The organism is Arsenophonus nasoniae (genome assembly GCF_004768525.1).
In the GTDB taxonomy this organism is placed as follows: Bacteria; Pseudomonadota; Gammaproteobacteria; order Enterobacterales; family Enterobacteriaceae; genus Arsenophonus; species Arsenophonus nasoniae.
In genome coordinates this window covers 167,413-187,357 of the sequence record NZ_CP038614.1, presented here as the reverse complement: position 1 = coordinate 187,357, position 19,945 = coordinate 167,413, and the positions used below count along the sequence as shown (strand labels likewise).

The following is a 19,945-nucleotide window of genomic DNA, read 5'->3' as shown; positions in this document are numbered from 1 at the left end:
CGGATAATTTATGTTAACCAAGGAGATATTTGTGGATATTCATGTTCGCTTTGCACAAGGACAAAGCCTTCGAAAAATTGCCAGTGAGTTGGGTATATCCCGTAACACCGTAAAACATCATTTACAACAACAGACAATGCCAACTTATGCTAAAAGAAGTCAACAACCGACTAAATTATCCCCCTTTAAACCTTATTTGCTTCAGCGAATTGAACTGGCTAAACCTGATTGGATCCCTGAAACAGTCTTATTTGATGAGGTAGTTGAAAACGGCTATCAAGGTGGTATTGCTCAATTACGCCGATTTGTTTGTCAATTTAAACCAAGCATTGTTCCCGAAGTAGTCGTCCGTTTTGAAACACAGCCAGGTCAACAAATGCAAATCGACTTCACCAGCATCCGGCGAGGTAAAAAATCGCTGAAAGCGTTTGTTGCAACGCTAGGCTATTCGCGTGCGAGTTATGTAAAGTTCTTTGATAATGAACGAGCAGAATCGTGGCAGCAAGGTTTAAGAGAAGCTTTCGACTACTTTGGTGGTGTACCACAGGAAGTATTGTGTGATAACGCAAAATCCCTCATCATCGAACGGGATGCTTATGCAGAAGGTGATCATAAATTACATGTCGAAATGCTTCAAATGTCGAAAGATTACGGGTTTGTAATGGTCAACAAATTCTGTAGAAGATCTAAGCGGCATTTTTTAGTTCATGATATTTTTGATGTGGCGTTAAATAACCAATCGTTGAATGGCGTCGATAATAATTGTAAAACTGAATATAATTTTCAACTTCACAGACAACAGATTGATGATTCATAAACGATAAACGGTTAAGTCTTTCTGTCTTTAAACTCCTAAAAAATCTTTCCATCACGGCATTATCGAGGCAATTACCTCGCCGACTCATGCTTTGAGTTATTTTCCGTTCAAAGAGGTGCGCCCTAAACTCCTCCGATGAATATTGGCAACCTTGATCTGAATGGAACATCAAACTTGTCGTATCCGGTAATTGCCGTTCAATTGCGTTATCTAAGGCTTCTTTCACTAATTTCGAATCCGGTTTTGTTGATAAGGCATAACCAATAATTTCTTTGGTGGCTAAATCCAACACACAGGCTAAATAGCTCCACCCATAGTGATGTCTAATATACGTGATATCCCCGACATAATAGTGATTATGCTGTTCAGGGGAAAATTGTCGTTTAAGCAAATTAGGGGCATATCGATGTTCGTTACCCGATGAGTGATAGTAGTGCTTTTTCGTTGGTCTAATTGCAACTAATTGATTTAATTTCATGATGTTCGATATTTTATAAGTGCCAATTTGGTGCCCTAAACCCTTTAACTCGGCTTGAATACGTCTTTTGCCATAAATTTGACCCGATGTATAAAAAATACGTTTGATTTCGCCACACAGTCTTTCATTTTCAACTGTCGGTATTTTCGTTTCATAATAAAAACTACTGCTGCTTACTTCAAAAAGATGGCATAACTCAGTGACCGTAAAATTGGGGTACATGATTTTCAGTTGCTTCACGATTTTGAGTTTTGATTGTCGAGGATGAAGTAAGCCGCGGCTTTTTTTAATATGTCATTATCCCTCTGAGCACGCTTAAGTTGAACTTCTAATTCTTGTATGCGCTGTTGCTCGGGTGTTAACGCTTTTGATTTTACAGGCGTATTCCCATTTAACTCGGCAAGATATTGTTGCTTCCATCGTGATACGGCAGATTTACCCGCACCGGATATTTTTTCAACTTGGATATTGCTATATCCACCTTCAACCATGAGTTTTGCATATTCCAGTTTTTGCTTTCCGCTAAAGGTTACTTTTACTTTTCGGGTCATATTTATACCTATAAGATTTTGCTTAATTATAAGCTATAAATCTCTACAGTTTTATTAGACCACTACATTGCCCTGTAGGGCTTGCAAGCCTTCAATTTAAACCCGTAATCTTTCGACATTTGAAGCATTTCGACATGTAATTTATGCTCACCTTCTGCATAAGCATCCCGTTCGATGATGAGGGATTTTGCGTTATCACACAATACTTCCTGTGGTACACCACCAAAGTAGTCGAAAGCTTCTCTTAAACCTTGCTGCCACGATTCTGCTCGTTCATTATCAAAGAACACATCATTCAGTTGTTCGGTTCGTGCTTCATCATCGCCCGTAAAACGCACGGTGCGCCAATGCTTGATACAGTCTCCTGACGTTTTGTTGATATATTTCCGCACAATTGACACACGCTCATAGAGCCACGCCAAGCCTTTGTCGGTTTCAAAATAGCCCGCACCTGTTATGCCAAGTGCAGCAAAACTGGACGGTAATGTCGTCGTGGACGCCCCTATCGCATTCACCTCACGCATGAACGTAGCACGCTACGCGTGAGCGGCGCAGCGGTGCTGCTTCGGGGATGTTAATGAGTTGAGTACTGTTTTATACTCTGCAGTAGGTTAATTTTTTTCAGGGATTCATCTCGATGGCTCGCAATAAATCTCCCAGAAAGCGTAAACCGGTTAAATCAGGCAGGCTGCCCGTCACTTCACGTGCCACAGCGCCTGTTTATCCGAAACGTTTTATGCTCTCTCTCCCACCCGAAAATGATGATGACAGACCGCCTGAATTTTTTTATGACACCCTAAAAGAAGCCATACGCCACTGCCTCCGACTCGGCCCCCAATTTTTTCTCGACACGCAGTATTACCCGCCGCTAGTCACGATTATCAGGGGTTTTAAACAACGCCAAGACCAAGCCGATGACGCTGGATACGACTACACTGAGGGGGGAATAACTGAAAGTCTGCCTGCCGATGAATTCATCACCTATACGGAGCTAGGAATAATCCCTGTTTCCTTTGAACCCTGGGATAAACACACCGATAACTGGGCTGACGAATCTGGCAATTTCTGTTTCTTTGGCAAGATGCCCATAAGGTAATTGAGTCAGATGTATATCCCTCGTCCTGCTAAACTACTTTTCACCATTGATGACGGTTGGAATAAATTCCTCGAAAAATACGGCGATAGCGTTAGTTCGTGGACGAGTTTATCTGTGGAGCGCATGCTTGCCTGCGGCACTTGTGCCATGGGTGTCCGGCGCTATTGTTGCGCTTCGTCTGATTGTTCTCACAGCCGTTTTTTCTGCCAAAGCTGTAAGTCAAAAGCCTGCAGTTCATGTGGCTTTAAAGCCACCGAGCAGTGGTTAGCACAGCAGGTTCATATTTTACCCGACTGCGACTGGCAACACATTACTTTCACCATGCCACATCTCCTTTGGCCTTTTTTTAACAATAACTGGCCGCTACTTAATGCTCTGTTTCGGGCAGCCACTCGAGCTATGCTGCAGTTGGCTCGCAAACAGGGTATCGAAATTGGTATTTTCTGTGCCTTGCATACTTATGGCCGGCAACTCAATCAACATCCGCATGTTCATGTTTCCGTCACTCGAGGGGGTTTGGATAGTAAACATAGTGTATGGCGAAAGCTGTTTTTCAAAAAAAAGGATGTCGAAGAAATCTGGCGAGGGGCTGTTATCCGACTACTGCGTCACAGTTATGATTTAATTAACCCTGGCCTTCTTCCCGGTCTTGGCCATATCCGTGACAAAAAACATTGGCGGCGTTACTTGAGGGCGCAGTACGGACGTTATTGGAAAGTGCACTTTGCTAAAAAAACGAAAGGGGCATGGCATAGTGTTAAGTACCTCGGTCGCTACCTTAAACGCCCACCGGTATCTGCGTCAAAACTGCGGCATTACCGAGGGGGTGCCGTTGTTCATCACTACCATGACCACCGAACTGGCCAGCATCGGCAGCAGACTCTGCCGCAGGAAGAGATGATTAGACGCTATATAAGCCATATTCCGGCCAGGCATTTTAAAATGGTGCGTTACTCTGGTTTTTTGTCGAATCGTAAACGGGGAAAACTATTGCCGAAAGTGTATAAGGCACTTGAGATGACGGCACGTAAAAAACCGGAGAACCCAGGTTTTTCTGTGCTGATGAAAGGATTTCTGCGTACCGATCCGTACAAATGTATTCTGTGTGGCGACAGGCTGCTTTTCACCGGGGCGCAAATGGGTAAAAAAGCAACGGAATTGTTGTCAGAAAGACTGCATAACCTGGAGAAAAAGCGATGGTTACGCAGCTAAACGCAGGATCAATGTGTCTAAAATAAGGAAATCAGGTTAGAAATTACACTCTCTGAGGAAATGTTAACTGGCACTAAACACAATAAATCGATCCCCATCTCCTTTTTGCAATAAGGGATGGCTTTTGCTACTCACTTTAAAAGCGATTCAATTTCCTAACCATGAACTTTACATAACTCGCACGCGAATAGCCTAGCGTTGCAACAAACGCTTTCAGCGATTTTTTACCTCGCCGGATGCTGGTGAAGTCGATTTGCATTTGTTGACCTGGCTGTGTTTCAAAACGGACGACTACTTCGGGAACAATGCTTGGTTTAAATTGACAAACAAATCGGCGTAATTGAGCAATACCACCTTGATAGCCGTTTTCAACTACCTCATCAAATAAGACTGTTGCAGGGATCCAATCAGGTTTAGCCAGTTCAATTCGCTGAAGCAAATAAGGTTTAAAGGGGGATAATTTAGTCGGTTGTTGACTTCTTTTAGCATAAGTTGGCATTGTCTGTTGTTGTAAATGATGTTTTACGGTGTTACGGGATATACCCAACTCACTGGCAATTTTTCGAAGGCTTTGTCCTTGTGCAAAGCGAACATGAATATCCACAAATATCTCCTTGGTTAACATAAATTATCCGTACAAAAATGTGCGAATAATACCAAGTGGATCAGTTTTAGATGATCGTTAGTGGATCAGTTTTGCATGATCGGTGACACTAGGGCGATTGAGGCTTAATTTTTGGCGTTCTTTCATGATTCAATCTTTAAACAGGGTGTTCATTTCAGTATCAGTCAAACCCGTAAATTTCATCACAGATTGCCTATCCATACCACTTTCTAGCATTTGGCGCGCTATCTTCATCGAAGCCTGTTTTTCGCCTTCAAGTTTACCTTCTAATTTACCTTCTTGAACGCCATCATTTTTGCCTAATTGGTAGCCTTCCAGTTTGCCTTCTTGTAATCCTTCTTGCCTTAATGCTTAAGCAATAGTCATAAGTGCTCCTTCGTGTTTCTCTGATTGTTTGGCTATCTCGGTGATAAATTCCATTGGTTTGTGAGCGTTACCTTCTTGGATGAGATAGTTAAACATCGTGATGACTTGATTATCGGTATAATAATTATACGACAATAGTTTAACAATACTATCCAGTAGCTCCGTCATATCCCTTCTGCGAATGTGCTTTTGGAGTAACTCAAGCAACGCTATTCGCTTGTGTTGCATAATCTCACCATCATCAAGTGTGGTGACATCGGCTAACTTAAAAGGATTGGTGTAGATACGTTCTGCTAGTTTTCTGTCTTCAAAGCAGTCAAGCCAATGAGTGCTATAGGGGTGAGAACATAAGCACGCCTTTGGCGTGAGCATCGCGGCAAAGGCGCTCTATTTCTAGGCAATTCCCTTCTCGTCTTTTATACTCTGCTCTATGTACATCCCCAGACCTGCAAAACTGCTATTTCAATACGATGACGGATGGAACCTTTTCATCGAAAATAATCACGTAGATGAATGGCAACTACTCTCTGTCGAAAAGATGCTCGCCTGCAGCACCTGCGCTATGGGCGTTCGCCGTTATTGCTGTTCTTCACCTGAATGCTCTCATTCACGCTTCTTTTGTCAAACCTGTAAATCCAAAGCCTGCAGTGCGTGTGGCCTCAAAGGCACCGAACGTAGCACGCTACGCGTGAGCGGCGCAGCGGTGCTGCTTCGGGGATGTTAATGAGTTGAGTACTGTTTTATACTCTGCAGTAGGTTAATTTTTTTCAGGGATTCATCTCGATGGCTCGCAATAAATCTCCCAGAAAGCGTAAACCGGTTAAATCAGGCAGGCTGCCCGTCACTTCACGTGCCACAGCGCCTGTTTATCCGAAACGTTTTATGATCTCTCTCCCACCCGAAAATGATGATGACAGACCGCCTGAATTTTTTTATGACACCCTAAAAGAAGCCATACGCCACTGCGTCCGACTCGGCCCCCAATTTTTTCTCGACACGCAGTATTACCCGCCGCTAGTCACGATTATCAGGGGTTTTGAACAACGCCAAGACCAAGCCGATGACGCTGGATACGACTACACTGAGGGGGGAATAACTGAAAGTCTGCCTGCCGATGAATTCATCACCTATACGGAGCTAGGAATAATCCCTGTTTCCTTTGAACCCTGGGATAAACACACCGATAACTGGGCTGACGAATCTGACAATTTCTGTTTCTTTGGCAAGATGCCCATAAGGTAATTGAGTCAGATGTATATCCCTCGTCCTGCTAAACTACTTTTCACCATTGATGACGGTTGGAATAAATTCCTCGAAAAATACGGCGATAGCGTTAGTTCGTGGACGAGTTTATCTGTGGAGCGCATGCTTGCCTGCGGCACTTGTGCCATGGGTGTCCGGCGCTATTGTTGCGCTTCGTCTGATTGTTCTCACAGCCGTTTTTTCTGCCAAAGCTGTAAGTTAAAAGCCTGCAGTTCATGTGGCTTTAAAGCCACCGAGCAGTGGTTAGCACAGCAGGTTCATATTTTACCCGACTGCGACTGGCAACACATTACTTTCACCATGCCACATCTCCTTTGGCCTTTTTTTAACAATAACTGGCCGCTACTTAATGCTCTGTTTCGGGCAGCCACTCGAGCTATGCTGCAGTTGGCTCGCAAACAGGGTATCGAAATTGGTATTTTCTGTGCCTTGCATACTTATGGCCGGCAACTCAATCAACATCCGCATGTTCATGTTTCCGTCACTCGAGGGGGTTTGGATAGTAAACATAGTGTATGGCGAAAGCTGTTTTTCAAAAAAAAGGATGTCGAAGAAATCTGGCGAGGGGCTGTTATCCGACTACTGCGTCACAGTTATGATTTAATTAACCCTGGCCTTCTTCCCGGTCTTGGCCATATCCGTGACAAAAAACATTGGCGGCGTTACTTGAGGGCGCAGTACGGACGTTATTGGAAAGTGCACTTTGCTAAAAAAACGAAAGGGGCATGGCATAGTGTTAAGTACCTCGGTCGCTACCTTAAACGCCCACCGGTATCTGCGTCAAAACTGCGGCATTACCGAGGGGGTGCCGTTGTTCATCACTACCATGACCACCGAACTGGCCAGCATCGGCAGCAGACTCTGCCGCAGGAAGAGATGATTAGACGCTATATAAGCCATATTCCGGCCAGGTATTTTAAAATGGTGCGTTACTCTGGTTTTTTGTCGAATCGTAAACGGGGAAAACTATTGCCGAAAGTGTATAAGGCACTTGAGATGACGGCACGTAAAAAACCGGAGAACCCAGGTTTTTCTGTGCTGATGAAAGGATTTCGGCGTACCGATCCGTACAAATGTATTCTGTGTGGCGACAGGCTGCTTTTCACCGGGGCGCAAATGGGTAAAAAAGCAACGGAATTGTTGTCAGAAAGACTGTATAACCTGGAGAAAAAGCGATGGTTACGCAGCTAAACGCAGGATCAATGTGTCTAAAATAAGGAAATCAGGTTAGAAATTACACTCTCTGAGGAAATGTTAACTGGCACTAAACACAATAAATCGATCCCCATCTCCTTTTTGCAATAAGGGATGGCTTTTGCTACTCACTTTAAAAGCGATTCAATTTCCTAACCATGTACTAACGAACAAAAGGTTTGGGTCACTATGAGAGAAGCATTAATTAGTCTATCGAAAAAACAAATAGAGTTTTTTAGGGTAGATAAAAACAATATGAGAACAATTAATTTTTCTAACTGGATAGACGGAGGAAGTTTTTATGAAAGACAGGAAGATTGTAGCAAAATAGTTTTAAGATTTACTAAAAGTATAGAACCATACCTTTTTGAGTTAAAAGGTAATTTTACAATATACTCTATAGAATCAATCCAAAATTTAACAAATCCAATAGCATTTAGATTATATCTAATAATGTTAAGTGAAATAAAAAAAGCTAAAAATATTGAGTTAAAAAAATCTAAAAAGTTAGAAGCTCATATGCTGAAATTATCAATTTTGCAAATACGTAAGATTTTTCCAAACCTATCAAAAGAATTCAATAATATAAAAAAATTCACACTAATACCTGCTTTCGAACAAATCCAGTCACTTACAGATATTTCCTTAAATTGGCGTACTATCAAAACAGGAAGATCAATAACAGACATTGAAATTACTTATCTTCTAGAAAAAGATGATTTATTCAAAGCAAAACCAACTCGCCCAAGACTAGCCAAGCGTCCACATGTTAAATCTGGTTCTCACGATGAGGGCGAGTGGATGAAGAAAAACACCGAGATTCTCTATCAGTACGAGAAGGATTTGAAGAAATACGATCCTACGTTACGTTTAACTATCCAAGATTTGCGTAGAGCCGTTGAATGCTCAAAATATTGCAAACAAAATTGGCACGAAGAGAAAAAGCGCGAATTAGCGTTAAGAGAAGGAAAAAATACAAAAATATCCGTTGCTAAATCTGAGCAAAACAAAGATATTACTTTCTCTGAAAAAGACCTGGAATTATTACAAAATTTTTGATTTGAAAAGGCACACCATGAACAAAACAGAACTCATCAGCAAAGTTGCAGAGAAATCAGGCTTAAGCAAGAAGGACTCAGAGAAGGCGGTTAATGCTTTCATCGAAACGGTGACAGAGGCTTTGAAAGCGGGAAATGATGTACAGCTTATTGGCTTTGGCAGCTTTCAGGTGAAGCCCCGAGCAGCGAGAGATGGACGCAATCCAAAAACGGGCGAGACACTTAAAATTGCTGCTGCAAACGTACCGAGTTTTAAAGCAGGTCAAAGACTCAAAGAGGCTGTTAAGTGATCTTTGACGCAAAATATATTAATACCTCATTTAGGAAATACTGGATGTTAATTAGAACATCATTTTTATTTATCATGATCTTGATGGTTACCTCATGCGTTATCCATGACTATGATAAAGATAACCCCCAAAAAAAAATTGGCAAAGGATCCATATTCGACCAGCCGATATATACCAGAGACGATAAAGGAAAAGTGACCAAAGATAGCGTTGCTGAGCAAATAAGAGATTTTGGTTGTGACTCTAAGGAGGATAAAGATTGTAGAAAACCTTTTGGTTGGTAATTTAAGAGCATACCTAACCAAAAAAATGACGAATCCGAGCAAGTATTCATTGAAGTGCTAAAGGAAGACAGAAAGAAGGGTCAGAACACCCTCTAAAACATCCTGTAATTCATTCTGAGTGGTTTTCTCGATAAAAACGTAAATTTCACATCTTAAAATTTATCGTCGCTCACAATGTGCTTTGAGCGATTTCTAGTTTTTGGATTTCAGAAAGAAAAAAGCCAACCGCAAAAGTTGGCAATTTGTCGAGATGAAACTTTTTTAGTTTTAATCATCAAAATTGACTCATGGCAAATTAATCATAAAACTTCAATGAAAAATTTCAATACCAAATTTTGGTTGATTAGCCACTAATGATATTTATCATTGTAATTAATCGTAATTAAGTAAATACTGTAATTAGTAAATCTTTATTTACAGAAATGGAGAAATGCGATTGATTATATCAATGTTAAATCAAAAAGGGGGAGTTGGTAAGACAACTCTAAGTATCAATATATCTGCTAAGTTAGCTATTGATAGAAACAAAGTACTTCTAATTGATGCTGACCCACAAGGTAGCGCTTTAGATTGGTCATCAGTGAGAAATGAAGAACCCCTATTCACGGTTGTTGGTTTACCTAGACCTACTCTTCATAAAGAGCTTAAATCTTTAATCAAAGATTATAATTTTATTTTAATTGATTGCCCTCCCAGAGTGACTGATTTAGCCCGCTCTGCAATATTAGCCTCTGATTTAGTTTTGATTCCTGTTCAACCAAGTCCATACGATATTTGGGCAGCACAAGAAGTTATTGATTTAATCAAAGAAGCGATTATTTTTAAAGATAAACTTAAATACGCCTTTGTTATTAATCGTAAAATCGCAAATACAGCGATTGGGAGAGATGTCACTGAAGCGTTATCGCAATATGAAACAAAGGTTTTTGGCTCATTCGTTTCTCAACGGGTCATTTATGCCGAAACTGCTGCTTCTGGAAATGTTGTTTTTGAATCCGATCCAGATGGAATTTCAAGTAAAGAAATATCTAGTTTAGTTGATGAGATTTTGGAGTTTTAAATGGCTAAAAAAATTAGTTTTAAAACAAAAGATATTAAAAAAAATGCTGATGATTGGGTCGAGAAAAGAGAAATAAAAACATCAAGTATTGAAATAAATAAACGGTTAACGATAGATATTCCTGAAAGTTTACATAAAAAAATCAAATCAACTTGTGCAATAAATGGTACATCAATAGCTGATGAAATTAGAAAATTACTGAAAAGTAAGTTTCAGTAATTAATGATTTGTTAAAATGTGAGGATTTTTTATGGCAAGTAGAGGAATTAACAAAGTTATTTTAATCGGTCATTTGGGCGATAAACCCATTGTTCGCTATTCGCCAGATGGGTCATGTTTTGCGACTTTCTCACTAGCAACGAATGAGTCTTGGCAGGATAAACAGACTGGTGAACAACGGGAAAAAACAGAATGGCATAGAATTTTTGTCACAGGTAAATTGGCTGAAATTGCTGGTCAATATCTCGATAAAGGCCGTCAGGTTTATGTTGAAGGACAATTGCGAACACGAAAGTGGCTAGACGAAAGAAGTGGAGAAGAGCGATATTCAACGGAAGTTTTTGTTGGTATTCAGGGGACATTTCAAATGTTGGGGAGTAAGAACGGAGATTCAGTACCGCCTCAAATTTTTCAGCCAAAACATTCAACACGTAATACACCGCAACCTAATCAAAGTAATGAATCATCAATTCCTGATTTTGATGATGATATCCCCTTCTAGCGTTCCAAAAATAAAATCGTCAACGTCTAAGAATTTCAAAAATAATTTTCAAATTAAAAAAACGCACCAGATGACTTACTGGTGCGTGAATAAAGCTATGTAGAAGAATCTAATTATTGAGCATATTCAGTATAGCTCATTTCAAAAATAGCGTTTTCCGATTGCAAATTTAAAATTTAAAAAAAGTGAAAATTTTTTAATCACGTAAGTTATTGATTTTGATCACTTTATTTTAAGATCAAATTTCACGTAAGTTATTGAAATAAATCGAATTATTGACAATGTAAATTTTACCTTTACAATTAAAAAATCGATTTTTAGCTGTTTTTTCCACGGCTTTTGCTCTTTCACAATTTGGGGTTTTTCCTCTGTCGAGTTTTCCAGAGGACAGAATGCAACTTTTGTGTGTTCTGTTTTGGTGTTTTTAATTCAATCTTCGTTTTAAGAACATAAGCACGCCTTTGGCGTGAGCATCGCGGCAAAGGCGCTCTATTTCTAGGCAATTCCCTTCTCGTCTTTTATACTCTGCTCTATGTACATCCCCAGACCTGCAAAACTGCTATTTCAATACGATGACGGATGGAACCTTTTCATCGAAAATAATCACGTAGATGAATGGCAACTACTCTCTGTCGAAAAGATGCTCGCCTGCAGCACCTGCGCTATGGGCGTTCGCCGTTATTGCTGTTCTTCACCTGAATGCTCTCATTCACGCTTCTTTTGTCAAACCTGTAAATCCAAAGCCTGCAGTGCGTGTGGCCTCAAAGGCACCGAACAGTGGATTGCCCAGCAGCGCCATATTTTGCCGGATTGCGAATGGCAACATATTACCCTCACTATGCCTCACCTGCTTTGGCCTTTTTTTAACAATAACTGGTGCTTGCTCAACCAACTCTTTCGCTGTGCAACCCGCGCCATGCTCAAACACGCCAAGCGCCAAGGCCTCGAAATTGGCATTTTTTGTGCGCTGCATACTTACGGTCGCCAACTCAATCAACATCCGCATATTTATTTATCCGTCACGCGTGGGGGACTCACTCAATATGACACCTGGAAACCGATTTTCTTTAAAAAGAAAGACGTTGAAAAGGTCTGGCGCAGTGCGGTCATTCGACTCCTTAGGGATAACTATTTTCAGTTACAACCCAATAAATTGCCTGGCTTCGGGCACATTCGCAATTATCAGACCTGGTGCCGTTACCTCAATGCCCAGTTTCAACGTTATTGGAAAGTACATTTTGCCAAAAAGACACGCGGGGCCTGGCATAATGTGAAATATCTGGGCCGTTATCTTAAACGTCCCCCTATCTCCGCTTCTCAATTGAAACACTACAGCGGCGGCACCGTGGTTCATCATTACTATGACCACCACAGCCAACAATACAGACGACAGACCTTATCCCAAGAAGAAATGATACGGCGTTATGTCAGTCATATCCCTGCGCGACATTTTAAGATGATCCGTTATTACGGTTTTTTAGCCAATCGCAAACGCGGGTGCTTATTACCGAAGGTGTATGAGGCGTTAGACATGATATCTCCTAATGTGCCTGAAAAACCTGGGTTTGGGGCCCTTATCAAAGGTTTTTTAAATACTGACCCGTACCAATGTATTTTATGTGGAAACCGATTGCGGTTTATGAGTGCGGAAAAAGGAATACACGCCGTCACTTTACTGTCAGAAAGGCGGGATAAAATGGTCAAAAAACGATGGTTACAAACCGCAGCCTAGGAGCAGTGTGCCTATTATTAGGCTTTTAGATGATAATTTAACCGAATTACTGTTCTCATGGTTAATCAACGAGAAAACTGTCAGAATTTAATAGAAATATTAAGTTCAAAACACCTCCATTAATGCCTTACTGTATTGATTGAGATTCCTAACCATGAACGTAGCACGCTACGCGTGAGCGGCGCAGCGGTGCTGCTTCGGGGATGTTAATGAGTTGAGTACTGTTTTATACTCTGCAGTAGGTTAATTTTTTTCAGGGATTCATCTCGATGGCTCGCAATAAATCTCCCAGAAAGCGTAAACCGGTTAAATCAGGCAGGCTGCCCGTCACTTCACGTGCCACAGCGCCTGTTTATCCGAAACGTTTTATGATCTCTCTCCCACCCGAAAATGATGATGACAGACCGCCTGAATTTTTTTATGACACCCTAAAAGAAGCCATACGCCACTGCGTCCGACTCGGCCCCCAATTTTTTCTCGACACGCAGTATTACCCGCCGCTAGTCACGATTATCAGGGGTTTTGAACAACGCCAAGACCAAGCCGATGACGCTGGATACGACTACACTGAGGGGGGGAATAACTGAAAGTCTGCCTGCCGATGAATTCATCACCTATACGGAGCTAGGAATAATCCCTGTTTCCTTTGAACCCTGGGATAAACACACCGATAACTGGGCTGACGAATCTGACAATTTCTGTTTCTTTGGCAAGATGCCCATAAGGTAATTGAGTCAGATGTATATCCCTCGTCCTGCTAAACTACTTTTCACCATTGATGACGGTTGGAATAAATTCCTCGAAAAATACGGCGATAGCGTTAGTTCGTGGACGAGTTTATCTGTGGAGCGCATGCTTGCCTGCGGCACTTGTGCCATGGGTGTCCGGCGCTATTGTTGCGCTTCGTCTGATTGTTCTCACAGCCGTTTTTTCTGCCAAAGCTGTAAGTCAAAAGCCTGCAGTTCATGTGGCTTTAAAGCCACCGAGCAGTGGTTAGCACAGCAGGTTCATATTTTACCCGACTGCGACTGGCAACACATTACTTTCACCATGCCACATCTCCTTTGGCCTTTTTTTAACAATAACTGGCCGCTACTTAATGCTCTGTTTCGGGCAGCCACTCGAGCTATGCTGCAGTTGGTGTCACCGATCATGCAAAACTGATCCACTAACGATCATCTAAAACTGATCCACTTGGTATTATTCGCACATTTTTGTACGGATAATTTATGTTAACCAAGGAGATATTTGTGGATATTCATGTTCGCTTTGCACAAGGACAAAGCCTTCGAAAAATTGCCAGTGAGTTGGGTATATCCCGTAACACCGTAAAACATCATTTACAACAACAGACAATGCCAACTTATGCTAAAAGAAGTCAACAACCGACTAAATTATCCCCCTTTAAACCTTATTTGCTTCAGCGAATTGAACTGGCTAAACCTGATTGGATCCCTGCAACAGTCTTATTTGATGAGGTAGTTGAAAACGGCTATCAAGGTGGTATTGCTCAATTACGCCGATTTGTTTGTCAATTTAAACCAAGCATTGTTCCCGAAGTAGTCGTCCGTTTTGAAACACAGCCAGGTCAACAAATGCAAATCGACTTCACCAGCATCCGGCGAGGTAAAAAATCGCTGAAAGCGTTTGTTGCAACGCTAGGCTATTCGCGTGCGAGTTATGTAAAGTTCTTTGATAATGAACGAGCAGAATCGTGGCAGCAAGGTTTAAGAGAAGCTTTCGACTACTTTGGTGGTGTACCACAGGAAGTATTGTGTGATAACGCAAAATCCCTCATCATCGAACGGGATGCTTATGCAGAAGGTGATCATAAATTACATGTCGAAATGCTTCAAATGTCGAAAGATTACGGGTTTAAATTGAAGGCTTGCAAGCCCTACAGGGCAAAAACGAAAGGGAAAGTAGAGCGCTTTAACCACTATTTAAAAAACAGCTTTATCGTGCCATTAAACACCGACCTTCGTGCTCATAATCTTGAACTGGATATTGAAATAGCTAATGCAAAAGTGGGTCCATGGTTACAACGCGTTGCCCATCAGCGAATTCATGGAACAACGTTAGAGAAGCCAGCAGATAGATTAGCTAAGGAAGTTAAGTCTCTTCTATGTAGTGGTCTAATAAAACTGTAGAGATTTATAGCTTATAATTAAGCAAAATCTTATAGGTATAAATATGACCCGAAAAGTAAAAGTAACCTTTAGCGGAAAGCAAAAACTGGAATATGCAAAACTCATGGTTGAAGGTGGATATAGCAATATCCAAGTTGAAAAAATATCCGGTGCGGGTAAATCTGCCGTATCACGATGGAAGCAACAATATCTTGCCGAGTTAAATGGGAATACGCCTGTAAAATCAAAAGCGTTAACACCCGAGCAACAGCGCATACAAGAATTAGAAGTTCAACTTAAGCGTGCTCAGAGGGATAATGACATATTAAAAAAAGCCGCGGCTTACTTCATCCTCGACAATCAAAACTCAAAATCGTGAAGCAACTGAAAATCATGTACCCCAATTTTACGGTCACTGAGTTATGCCATCTTTTTGAAGTAAGCAGCAGTAGTTTTTATTATGAAACGAAAATACCGACAGTTGAAAATGAAAGACTGTGTGGCGAAATCAAACGTATTTTTTATACATCGGGTCAAATTTATGGCAAAAGACGTATTCAAGCCGAGTTAAAGGGTTTAGGGCACCAAATTGGCACTTATAAAATATCGAACATCATGAAATTAAATCAATTAGTTGCAATTAGACCAACGAAAAAGCACTACTATCACTCATCGGGTAACGAACATCGATATGCCCCTAATTTGCTTAAACGACAATTTTCCCCTGAACAGCATAATCACTATTATGTCGGGGATATCACGTATATTAGACATCACTATGGGTGGAGCTATTTAGCCTGTGTGTTGGATTTAGCCACCAAAGAAATTATTGGTTATGCCTTATCAACAAAACCGGATTCGAAATTAGTGAAAGAAGCCTTAGATAACGCAATTGAACGGCAATTACCGGATACGACAAGTTTGATGTTCCATTCAGATCAAGGTTGCCAATATTCATCGGAGGAGTTTAGGGCGCACCTCTTTGAACGGAAAATAACTCAAAGCATGAGTCGGCGAGGTAATTGCCTCGATAATGCCGTGATGGAAAGATTTTTTAGGAGTTTAAAGACAGAAAGACTTAACCGTTTATCGTTTATCGTTTATCGTTTATGAATCATCAATCTGTTGTCTGTGAAGTTGAAAATTATATTCAGTTTTACAATTATTATCGACGCCATTCAACGATTGGTTATTTAACGCCACATCAAAAATATCATGAACTAAAAAATGCCGCTTAGATCTTCTACAGAATTTGTTGACCATTACAGTTTTTTGCCAGTGCGGTTAATGCGGCGCGTCCGTATGGACGCTGCAAGCTGAGTTTCACACAACAAAAATTATCTGACAACTGGGCGGATATACCGCCCGTTTAATTAATCTTTAAAAGCACTGTCCACCGCAATAACTTTTTTATAAATATCTTGCATTTGATTTTTAATCGGCTTCATCAGTTGCGCCGTTAAACGTTCCGTAAGGTCGTCAGCGTTATATAAATATTTACGCTCAAATTCAAAAAGCTGCATATAAAACATATCTATTTTCTCAACGAGTAAAGCCACATCTTTTCGTAGTACTTCATGACCGGAATAATTCATTTTTTATTTCCTTCTTTAAGCAACACGACGAGTACGCAAAGCAGCAATACGTTGTTGACCAATGGCATGATATTCAGCAAGAAGCTCAATACCGATATAACGCCGTCCTGAAAGCGCAGCAGCAATACAGGTAGAGCCAGAACCCGCAAACGGATCGAGTACAATTGCGTTAGGCTGCGTAAAAGACTCTATGAGCGGTTGTAAACTACTAACGGGCTTTTGAGTTGGATGATAAAGATTGCCTGTATATTGCCATGACTGTACGTCTCTCATTGGCTTGACGGGCATCACGGGACGGCCTTTCGCCAGCAGATAAGCATTTTCGTGGCTGTGCCCCAAAAAACCAGTTTTCGACGCATAACGTTTCTTGAAAACGAGATGACCAACAATACGGAAGCCGGATTTTTTCCAGGCATCAACAAATTTTTCAACCCGATTCCAGCCGTAAAAACTGACCATCAAACTATTGGGCTTCAATACGCGAAACATTTGTTGACAGGCGGGCTTTAGCCATTCGTCATTGTTATCGTTGGCAATTGAGCGCCCTGAGCTATCCGTGTAATCAACCAGATAAGGCGGATCGGTGAGGATAAAATCGATTGCATTATCAGGAAAAGTTGACATAATTTTCTGGCTGTCGCCTTGTATAAATCGGGACATAGCAGTGTCTCCTATTTAGTGGAACAGCAGGAGGTGACCCCATGTCACCGTTCCCTTACTGCCCGATGTCACGAAGCCATTGACCATTTGGGGTCAAGTGGAACGTGGAATACCGGAGCCATGTGTGGCGAGGATATGCCGCGAAAGCCACTTTAAGGCTTGCCGTCCCCTAAAAATGGGCGAATGGCAAGCTGGCATCGGGCAGTAAGGGAAATCCTTCAAATTTTAAATTAATGCGATGGATAAATCTGATTTACAGGCGGAATTCAATTTATTTAAGCGATACGCTTTTTTTCACTATGCTTCTGACATCCCGTAGGGAAACATCAGCGGAGCCGCCATTAGCGGCGACATCCTTATTTTTATGAATAGCTACAATATTTTGCTTGTTTTTCTGTGAAAAGAATAGGAGTGAGTAATCATCTTTCCAGTTTTTTCTTCAAATTAAGATAAAGTTCTTCTGCCATGTCGTGCAATTCTTCGCACTCATCTGCACAATCATCCAGATTAAGTTGATTGAGCTTATCTAAGAGTATTAATGTCTGGCTTTTGATAAAACCCGCCATATTCAGGGCTGTTAACTCTTGTTTGGTCATCGATTATAAAAACATTAAGTAAAATTAAAAAGGAAATAGATATTAGGTTATTCTACCCGATGATAAGGATTTTTTCTTTTCCGGCGCTGCCTATCAATCACGTGGAGCTGTGCAACTCCGGTCAGTAAATCAGAAACGACTTTCGTATTTTGTCCATTAAGTCGATTACCCAATCCGCCCCAACGCTGAATAAGCAATAAATCACCAAATAAATCATAACAGAGTTCCGCTTCATACCAGCGAGCATCATTTTCCCAACGCCAAACTAACATAACCATCAACAGGTTGTTTAGGCGATTTATTAAGTCTGTCCAGACGCTTTAGATTATCCTCAACATCGGCTTGGGTGACCTCTCCGGCTATCTGACCGTCTTTGTCATAACGAAACGCCCCTAACTGGATAAGTGCGCGATAATCAGTATGATGCCCAATACTCCCTAAACAGGCTCTCAAACGCCTTCTGGCTATTGGTAAGCCCTTTTCTTTCACTTCTTGCCACATATCTTGTTGTATACCAATTTTCATTGGGCATAACTTGCCATCAGGAAATAGACTAGGCCAAAAAGTGGTTATCTGGGAAATCGCTTCTTCTAACGGCAATCGCTTTTTAGGCGGTGTAGGTGGTTTTGGTATTTTAACCTTCACTTCCTGTTTAGGTTTAACTACCGATTTCTGGGGCTGCTGTTTTGCTACCTTTTGGGATTTCGGTTTTTTTAACTTTTTTTTGGACGCAGGATTTACCCATACCTTTTTACCATAAACAGGGGTACTTGAAGTCTGCTCTTCCTGAGAAGCCTTTCTAGGTCGATTGAGGCTTAATTTTTGGCGTTCTGTCATCGTTTAATCTTTAAACAGGTTACTCATTTCAGTATCAGTGAGACCCGTTGATAGTTTCACGATATCTCTTTCTACCCCTTTCTCAAGAAGTTGACGCGCTATCTTCATCGAAGCCTGTTTTTCTCCTTCAAGTTTACCTTCTAATTTACCTTCTAATTTACCTTCTTGAACGCCATCATTTTTGCCTAATTGGTAGCCTTCCAGCTTTCCTCTTTGTAATCCTTCTTGTAACCCTTCTTGTCTTAATGCTTGAGCAATAGTCATAAGTGCTCCTTCGTGTTTCTCTGATTGTTTGGCTATCTCGGTGATAAATTCCATCGGTTTTTGAGCATTACCTTCCTGAATGAGATAGTTAAACAGTGTAATAACCTGATTATCGGTATAATAATTATACGACAACAGTGTGATAATTTCACTCAAAAGCTCGGTCATATCCCGTCGGCGGATGTGCTTTTGTATTAATTCCAACAAAGCCATTCGCCTATGCTGCATTATTTCACCATCATCAAGTGTGGTGACATCGGCCAATCGAAAAGAATTGGTATAAATACGCTCGGCTAGTTTTCTGTCATGAAAACAGTCCAACCAATTAGTGCTATAGGGATGAGGACTTTGTTCACCACAATAAAATAACATTGGGAAAACGAGCGGTAATTGCTTATTTCCCTGTTCTAAATGTTTCTGCATCGCAGCCATACTATAACGCATTAATCGCCATGCAATGAGCTTATCAGGAGTGGATTGGTGCTCAATTAATACATATATATATCCGCTTCCCTTTGAGATACTGACTGAATAGAGAATATCACTCTGGTAATTTTTCATCTCACTATCGATAAAAGAGCCAGATTCCACTTTTAGGCTCTCTAAGTCGCATAGTGCTTTAATCTCATCCGGTAGCCAGACATCAAAGAAGTCTTTTGCCGTCTCTTTTTCGCTTAGAAATTGTTTAAACACAGCATCGTGTGGGGTTGGGGTGAATTTTTTATTCATCTTGTAATGTTCGCTTTTAACTTAGAAAAATATCAATGAAGAGAGTTTGAAGGACAAGGTAAAAAGACCTTATCAGCCATAATCTCTTTGCTCACTTCCTCAAAATCATCAACATCAATCACATAGATTGTTGATGAATTCTTTGGTACAAAGTAAAAATTAACGGGAGAGAGGGAAAGCTCATTAGAATTAATGTAACTCACCTCTCCGACTTCCAGAAATGTTGATAATCCCTTATCAATACAGTAATCGGCTGCTTCATCGTAAGTATCAAAAAATTGTGAAGAATGCTGATTATTAATATCAAATACCAAAAACGGTTTAGCTACAAAAGCATTGTCTTTACGTTTGATGTTTAACTTTTTCAAACTGCGGTTTTTACTCATCT

Annotated in this window: 25 protein-coding genes and 4 pseudogenes; 18 read left to right on the top strand and 11 right to left on the bottom strand. The window is 40.9% G+C overall.

Annotated features, from left to right (window positions below; all coding sequences use genetic code 11):
• Window positions 1-10: 10 nt before the first annotated feature.
• Window positions 11-622, top strand: a pseudogene (istA, locus tag ArsFIN_RS20595) (IS21 family transposase); the annotation flags it as partial.
• A 64-nt stretch (window positions 623-686) separates the two neighbouring features.
• Here the strand turns inward: istA (ArsFIN_RS20595) and ArsFIN_RS20590 are convergent.
• Together ArsFIN_RS20590 and ArsFIN_RS27040 are read right to left on the bottom strand one after the other, a co-directional pair.
• A protein-coding gene (locus ArsFIN_RS20590; RefSeq protein WP_135677411.1) for an IS3 family transposase occupies window positions 687-1,846 on the bottom strand; the annotation gives its coding sequence in 2 pieces (ribosomal slippage) (window positions 687-1,567 and window positions 1,567-1,846; 1,161 coding nt in all).
• Window positions 1,847-1,908: 62 nt separating this feature from the next.
• On the bottom strand, window positions 1,909-2,370 hold the full coding sequence (locus ArsFIN_RS27040; protein WP_210409126.1) for a transposase: 462 nt from the start codon (window positions 2,368-2,370) through the stop codon (window positions 1,909-1,911).
• 113 nt (window positions 2,371-2,483) lie between these two features.
• On the opposite strand from ArsFIN_RS27040, the gene ArsFIN_RS20580 reads away from it, so the two are divergent.
• Window positions 2,484-2,942, top strand: coding sequence for a hypothetical protein (locus ArsFIN_RS20580; protein WP_135678353.1), 459 nt, complete (start codon window positions 2,484-2,486; stop codon window positions 2,940-2,942).
• A 9-nt stretch (window positions 2,943-2,951) separates the two neighbouring features.
• Window positions 2,952-4,154, top strand: a complete 1,203-nt coding sequence (locus ArsFIN_RS20575) for an IS91 family transposase (protein WP_135678014.1) — start codon at window positions 2,952-2,954, stop codon at window positions 4,152-4,154.
• 136 nt (window positions 4,155-4,290) lie between these two features.
• Here the strand turns inward: ArsFIN_RS20575 and ArsFIN_RS20570 are convergent, their stop codons facing one another.
• Entirely contained in the window at window positions 4,291-4,779 is a 489-nt protein-coding gene (locus ArsFIN_RS20570) for a LuxR C-terminal-related transcriptional regulator (protein WP_246067487.1), read from the bottom strand.
• 351 nt (window positions 4,780-5,130) lie between these two features.
• Window positions 5,131-5,517, bottom strand: coding sequence for an Rpn family recombination-promoting nuclease/putative transposase (locus tag ArsFIN_RS27775; RefSeq protein ID WP_246067486.1), 387 nt, complete (start codon window positions 5,515-5,517; stop codon window positions 5,131-5,133).
• 58 nt (window positions 5,518-5,575) lie between these two features.
• On the opposite strand from ArsFIN_RS27775, the pseudogene ArsFIN_RS20560 reads away from it, so the two are divergent.
• The 15 genes and pseudogenes from ArsFIN_RS20560 to ArsFIN_RS20495 form a co-directional block, all read left to right on the top strand.
• Window positions 5,576-5,821: pseudogene (locus ArsFIN_RS20560) on the top strand (transposase zinc-binding domain-containing protein); the annotation flags it as partial.
• 107 nt (window positions 5,822-5,928) lie between these two features.
• Window positions 5,929-6,387, top strand: a complete 459-nt coding sequence (locus tag ArsFIN_RS20555) for a hypothetical protein (RefSeq protein ID WP_210409078.1) — start codon at window positions 5,929-5,931, stop codon at window positions 6,385-6,387.
• A gap of 9 nt (window positions 6,388-6,396) precedes the next feature.
• Entirely contained in the window at window positions 6,397-7,599 is a 1,203-nt protein-coding gene (locus ArsFIN_RS20550) for an IS91 family transposase (RefSeq protein ID WP_135678421.1), read from the top strand.
• Between the two features lie 192 nt (window positions 7,600-7,791).
• Window positions 7,792-8,661, top strand: coding sequence for a replication initiation protein (locus ArsFIN_RS20545; RefSeq protein WP_135678419.1), 870 nt, complete (start codon window positions 7,792-7,794; stop codon window positions 8,659-8,661).
• Window positions 8,662-8,677: 16 nt separating this feature from the next.
• On the top strand, window positions 8,678-8,950 hold the full coding sequence (locus tag ArsFIN_RS20540; RefSeq protein WP_135678417.1) for an HU family DNA-binding protein: 273 nt from the start codon (window positions 8,678-8,680) through the stop codon (window positions 8,948-8,950).
• Between the two features lie 44 nt (window positions 8,951-8,994).
• Window positions 8,995-9,234: a hypothetical protein gene (locus tag ArsFIN_RS20535; protein ID WP_026824158.1), complete on the top strand. Its 240-nt coding sequence runs from the start codon at window positions 8,995-8,997 to the stop codon at window positions 9,232-9,234.
• A gap of 436 nt (window positions 9,235-9,670) precedes the next feature.
• Window positions 9,671-10,294 (top strand): ParA family partition ATPase, encoded by a 624-nt coding sequence (parA, locus tag ArsFIN_RS20530; protein WP_135678471.1) that lies wholly within the window; start codon window positions 9,671-9,673, stop codon window positions 10,292-10,294.
• Window positions 10,295-10,513 (top strand): plasmid partition protein ParG, encoded by a 219-nt coding sequence (locus ArsFIN_RS20525; RefSeq protein WP_135678415.1) that lies wholly within the window; start codon window positions 10,295-10,297, stop codon window positions 10,511-10,513.
• Between the two features lie 31 nt (window positions 10,514-10,544).
• Window positions 10,545-11,015 (top strand): single-stranded DNA-binding protein, encoded by a 471-nt coding sequence (ssb, locus tag ArsFIN_RS20520; protein ID WP_026824220.1) that lies wholly within the window; start codon window positions 10,545-10,547, stop codon window positions 11,013-11,015.
• Between the two features lie 532 nt (window positions 11,016-11,547).
• On the top strand, window positions 11,548-12,747 hold the full coding sequence (locus tag ArsFIN_RS20515) for an IS91 family transposase (RefSeq protein WP_135678412.1): 1,200 nt from the start codon (window positions 11,548-11,550) through the stop codon (window positions 12,745-12,747).
• A 269-nt stretch (window positions 12,748-13,016) separates the two neighbouring features.
• Entirely contained in the window at window positions 13,017-13,334 is a 318-nt protein-coding gene (locus tag ArsFIN_RS20510) for a hypothetical protein (protein ID WP_210409104.1), read from the top strand.
• Entirely contained in the window at window positions 13,294-13,476 is a 183-nt protein-coding gene (locus tag ArsFIN_RS27035; RefSeq protein ID WP_210409103.1) for a hypothetical protein, read from the top strand. The genes ArsFIN_RS20510 and ArsFIN_RS27035 overlap by 41 nt, the downstream gene beginning before the upstream one ends.
• Window positions 13,477-13,485: 9 nt before the next feature.
• A pseudogene (locus ArsFIN_RS20505) lies at window positions 13,486-13,884 on the top strand (transposase zinc-binding domain-containing protein); the annotation flags it as partial.
• Between the two features lie 92 nt (window positions 13,885-13,976).
• The gene (istA, locus tag ArsFIN_RS20500) at window positions 13,977-14,897 is read left to right on the top strand and encodes an IS21 family transposase (RefSeq protein ID WP_135678410.1); all 921 of its coding nucleotides are present in this window, start codon (window positions 13,977-13,979) and stop codon (window positions 14,895-14,897) included.
• A gap of 43 nt (window positions 14,898-14,940) precedes the next feature.
• A pseudogene (locus tag ArsFIN_RS20495) lies at window positions 14,941-16,114 on the top strand (IS3 family transposase).
• Between the two features lie 135 nt (window positions 16,115-16,249).
• Here ArsFIN_RS20495 and ArsFIN_RS20490 read toward each other — a convergent pair.
• The 7 genes from ArsFIN_RS20490 to ArsFIN_RS20460 all read right to left on the bottom strand — a co-directional run bounded on the left by ArsFIN_RS20490 (window position 16,250) and on the right by ArsFIN_RS20460 (window position 19,925).
• Complete coding sequence (locus tag ArsFIN_RS20490; protein ID WP_135678408.1) at window positions 16,250-16,471, bottom strand: hypothetical protein; 222 nt, start codon at window positions 16,469-16,471, stop codon at window positions 16,250-16,252.
• Window positions 16,472-16,486: 15 nt separating this feature from the next.
• Window positions 16,487-17,131 carry a DNA methyltransferase gene (locus ArsFIN_RS20485; RefSeq protein ID WP_135678406.1) on the bottom strand — a complete coding sequence of 215 codons (645 nt, stop codon included), beginning with the start codon at window positions 17,129-17,131 and terminating at the stop codon, window positions 16,487-16,489.
• A gap of 419 nt (window positions 17,132-17,550) precedes the next feature.
• Window positions 17,551-17,727 carry a Rop family plasmid primer RNA-binding protein gene (locus ArsFIN_RS20480; RefSeq protein WP_135678404.1) on the bottom strand — a complete coding sequence of 59 codons (177 nt, stop codon included), beginning with the start codon at window positions 17,725-17,727 and terminating at the stop codon, window positions 17,551-17,553.
• Between the two features lie 47 nt (window positions 17,728-17,774).
• Window positions 17,775-17,999 carry a hypothetical protein gene (locus tag ArsFIN_RS20475; protein ID WP_135678470.1) on the bottom strand — a complete coding sequence of 75 codons (225 nt, stop codon included), beginning with the start codon at window positions 17,997-17,999 and terminating at the stop codon, window positions 17,775-17,777.
• Entirely contained in the window at window positions 17,974-18,564 is a 591-nt protein-coding gene (locus ArsFIN_RS20470) for a ProQ/FINO family protein (RefSeq protein ID WP_135678402.1), read from the bottom strand. Before ArsFIN_RS20470 ends, ArsFIN_RS20475 begins: the two co-directional genes overlap by 26 nt.
• 3 nt (window positions 18,565-18,567) lie before the next feature.
• Window positions 18,568-19,557, bottom strand: a complete 990-nt coding sequence (locus ArsFIN_RS20465) for an Rpn family recombination-promoting nuclease/putative transposase (RefSeq protein WP_135678399.1) — start codon at window positions 19,555-19,557, stop codon at window positions 18,568-18,570.
• 32 nt (window positions 19,558-19,589) lie between these two features.
• Window positions 19,590-19,925, bottom strand: coding sequence for a hypothetical protein (locus tag ArsFIN_RS20460; RefSeq protein ID WP_167876729.1), 336 nt, complete (start codon window positions 19,923-19,925; stop codon window positions 19,590-19,592).
• Between the last annotated feature and the right edge of the window lie 20 nt (window positions 19,926-19,945).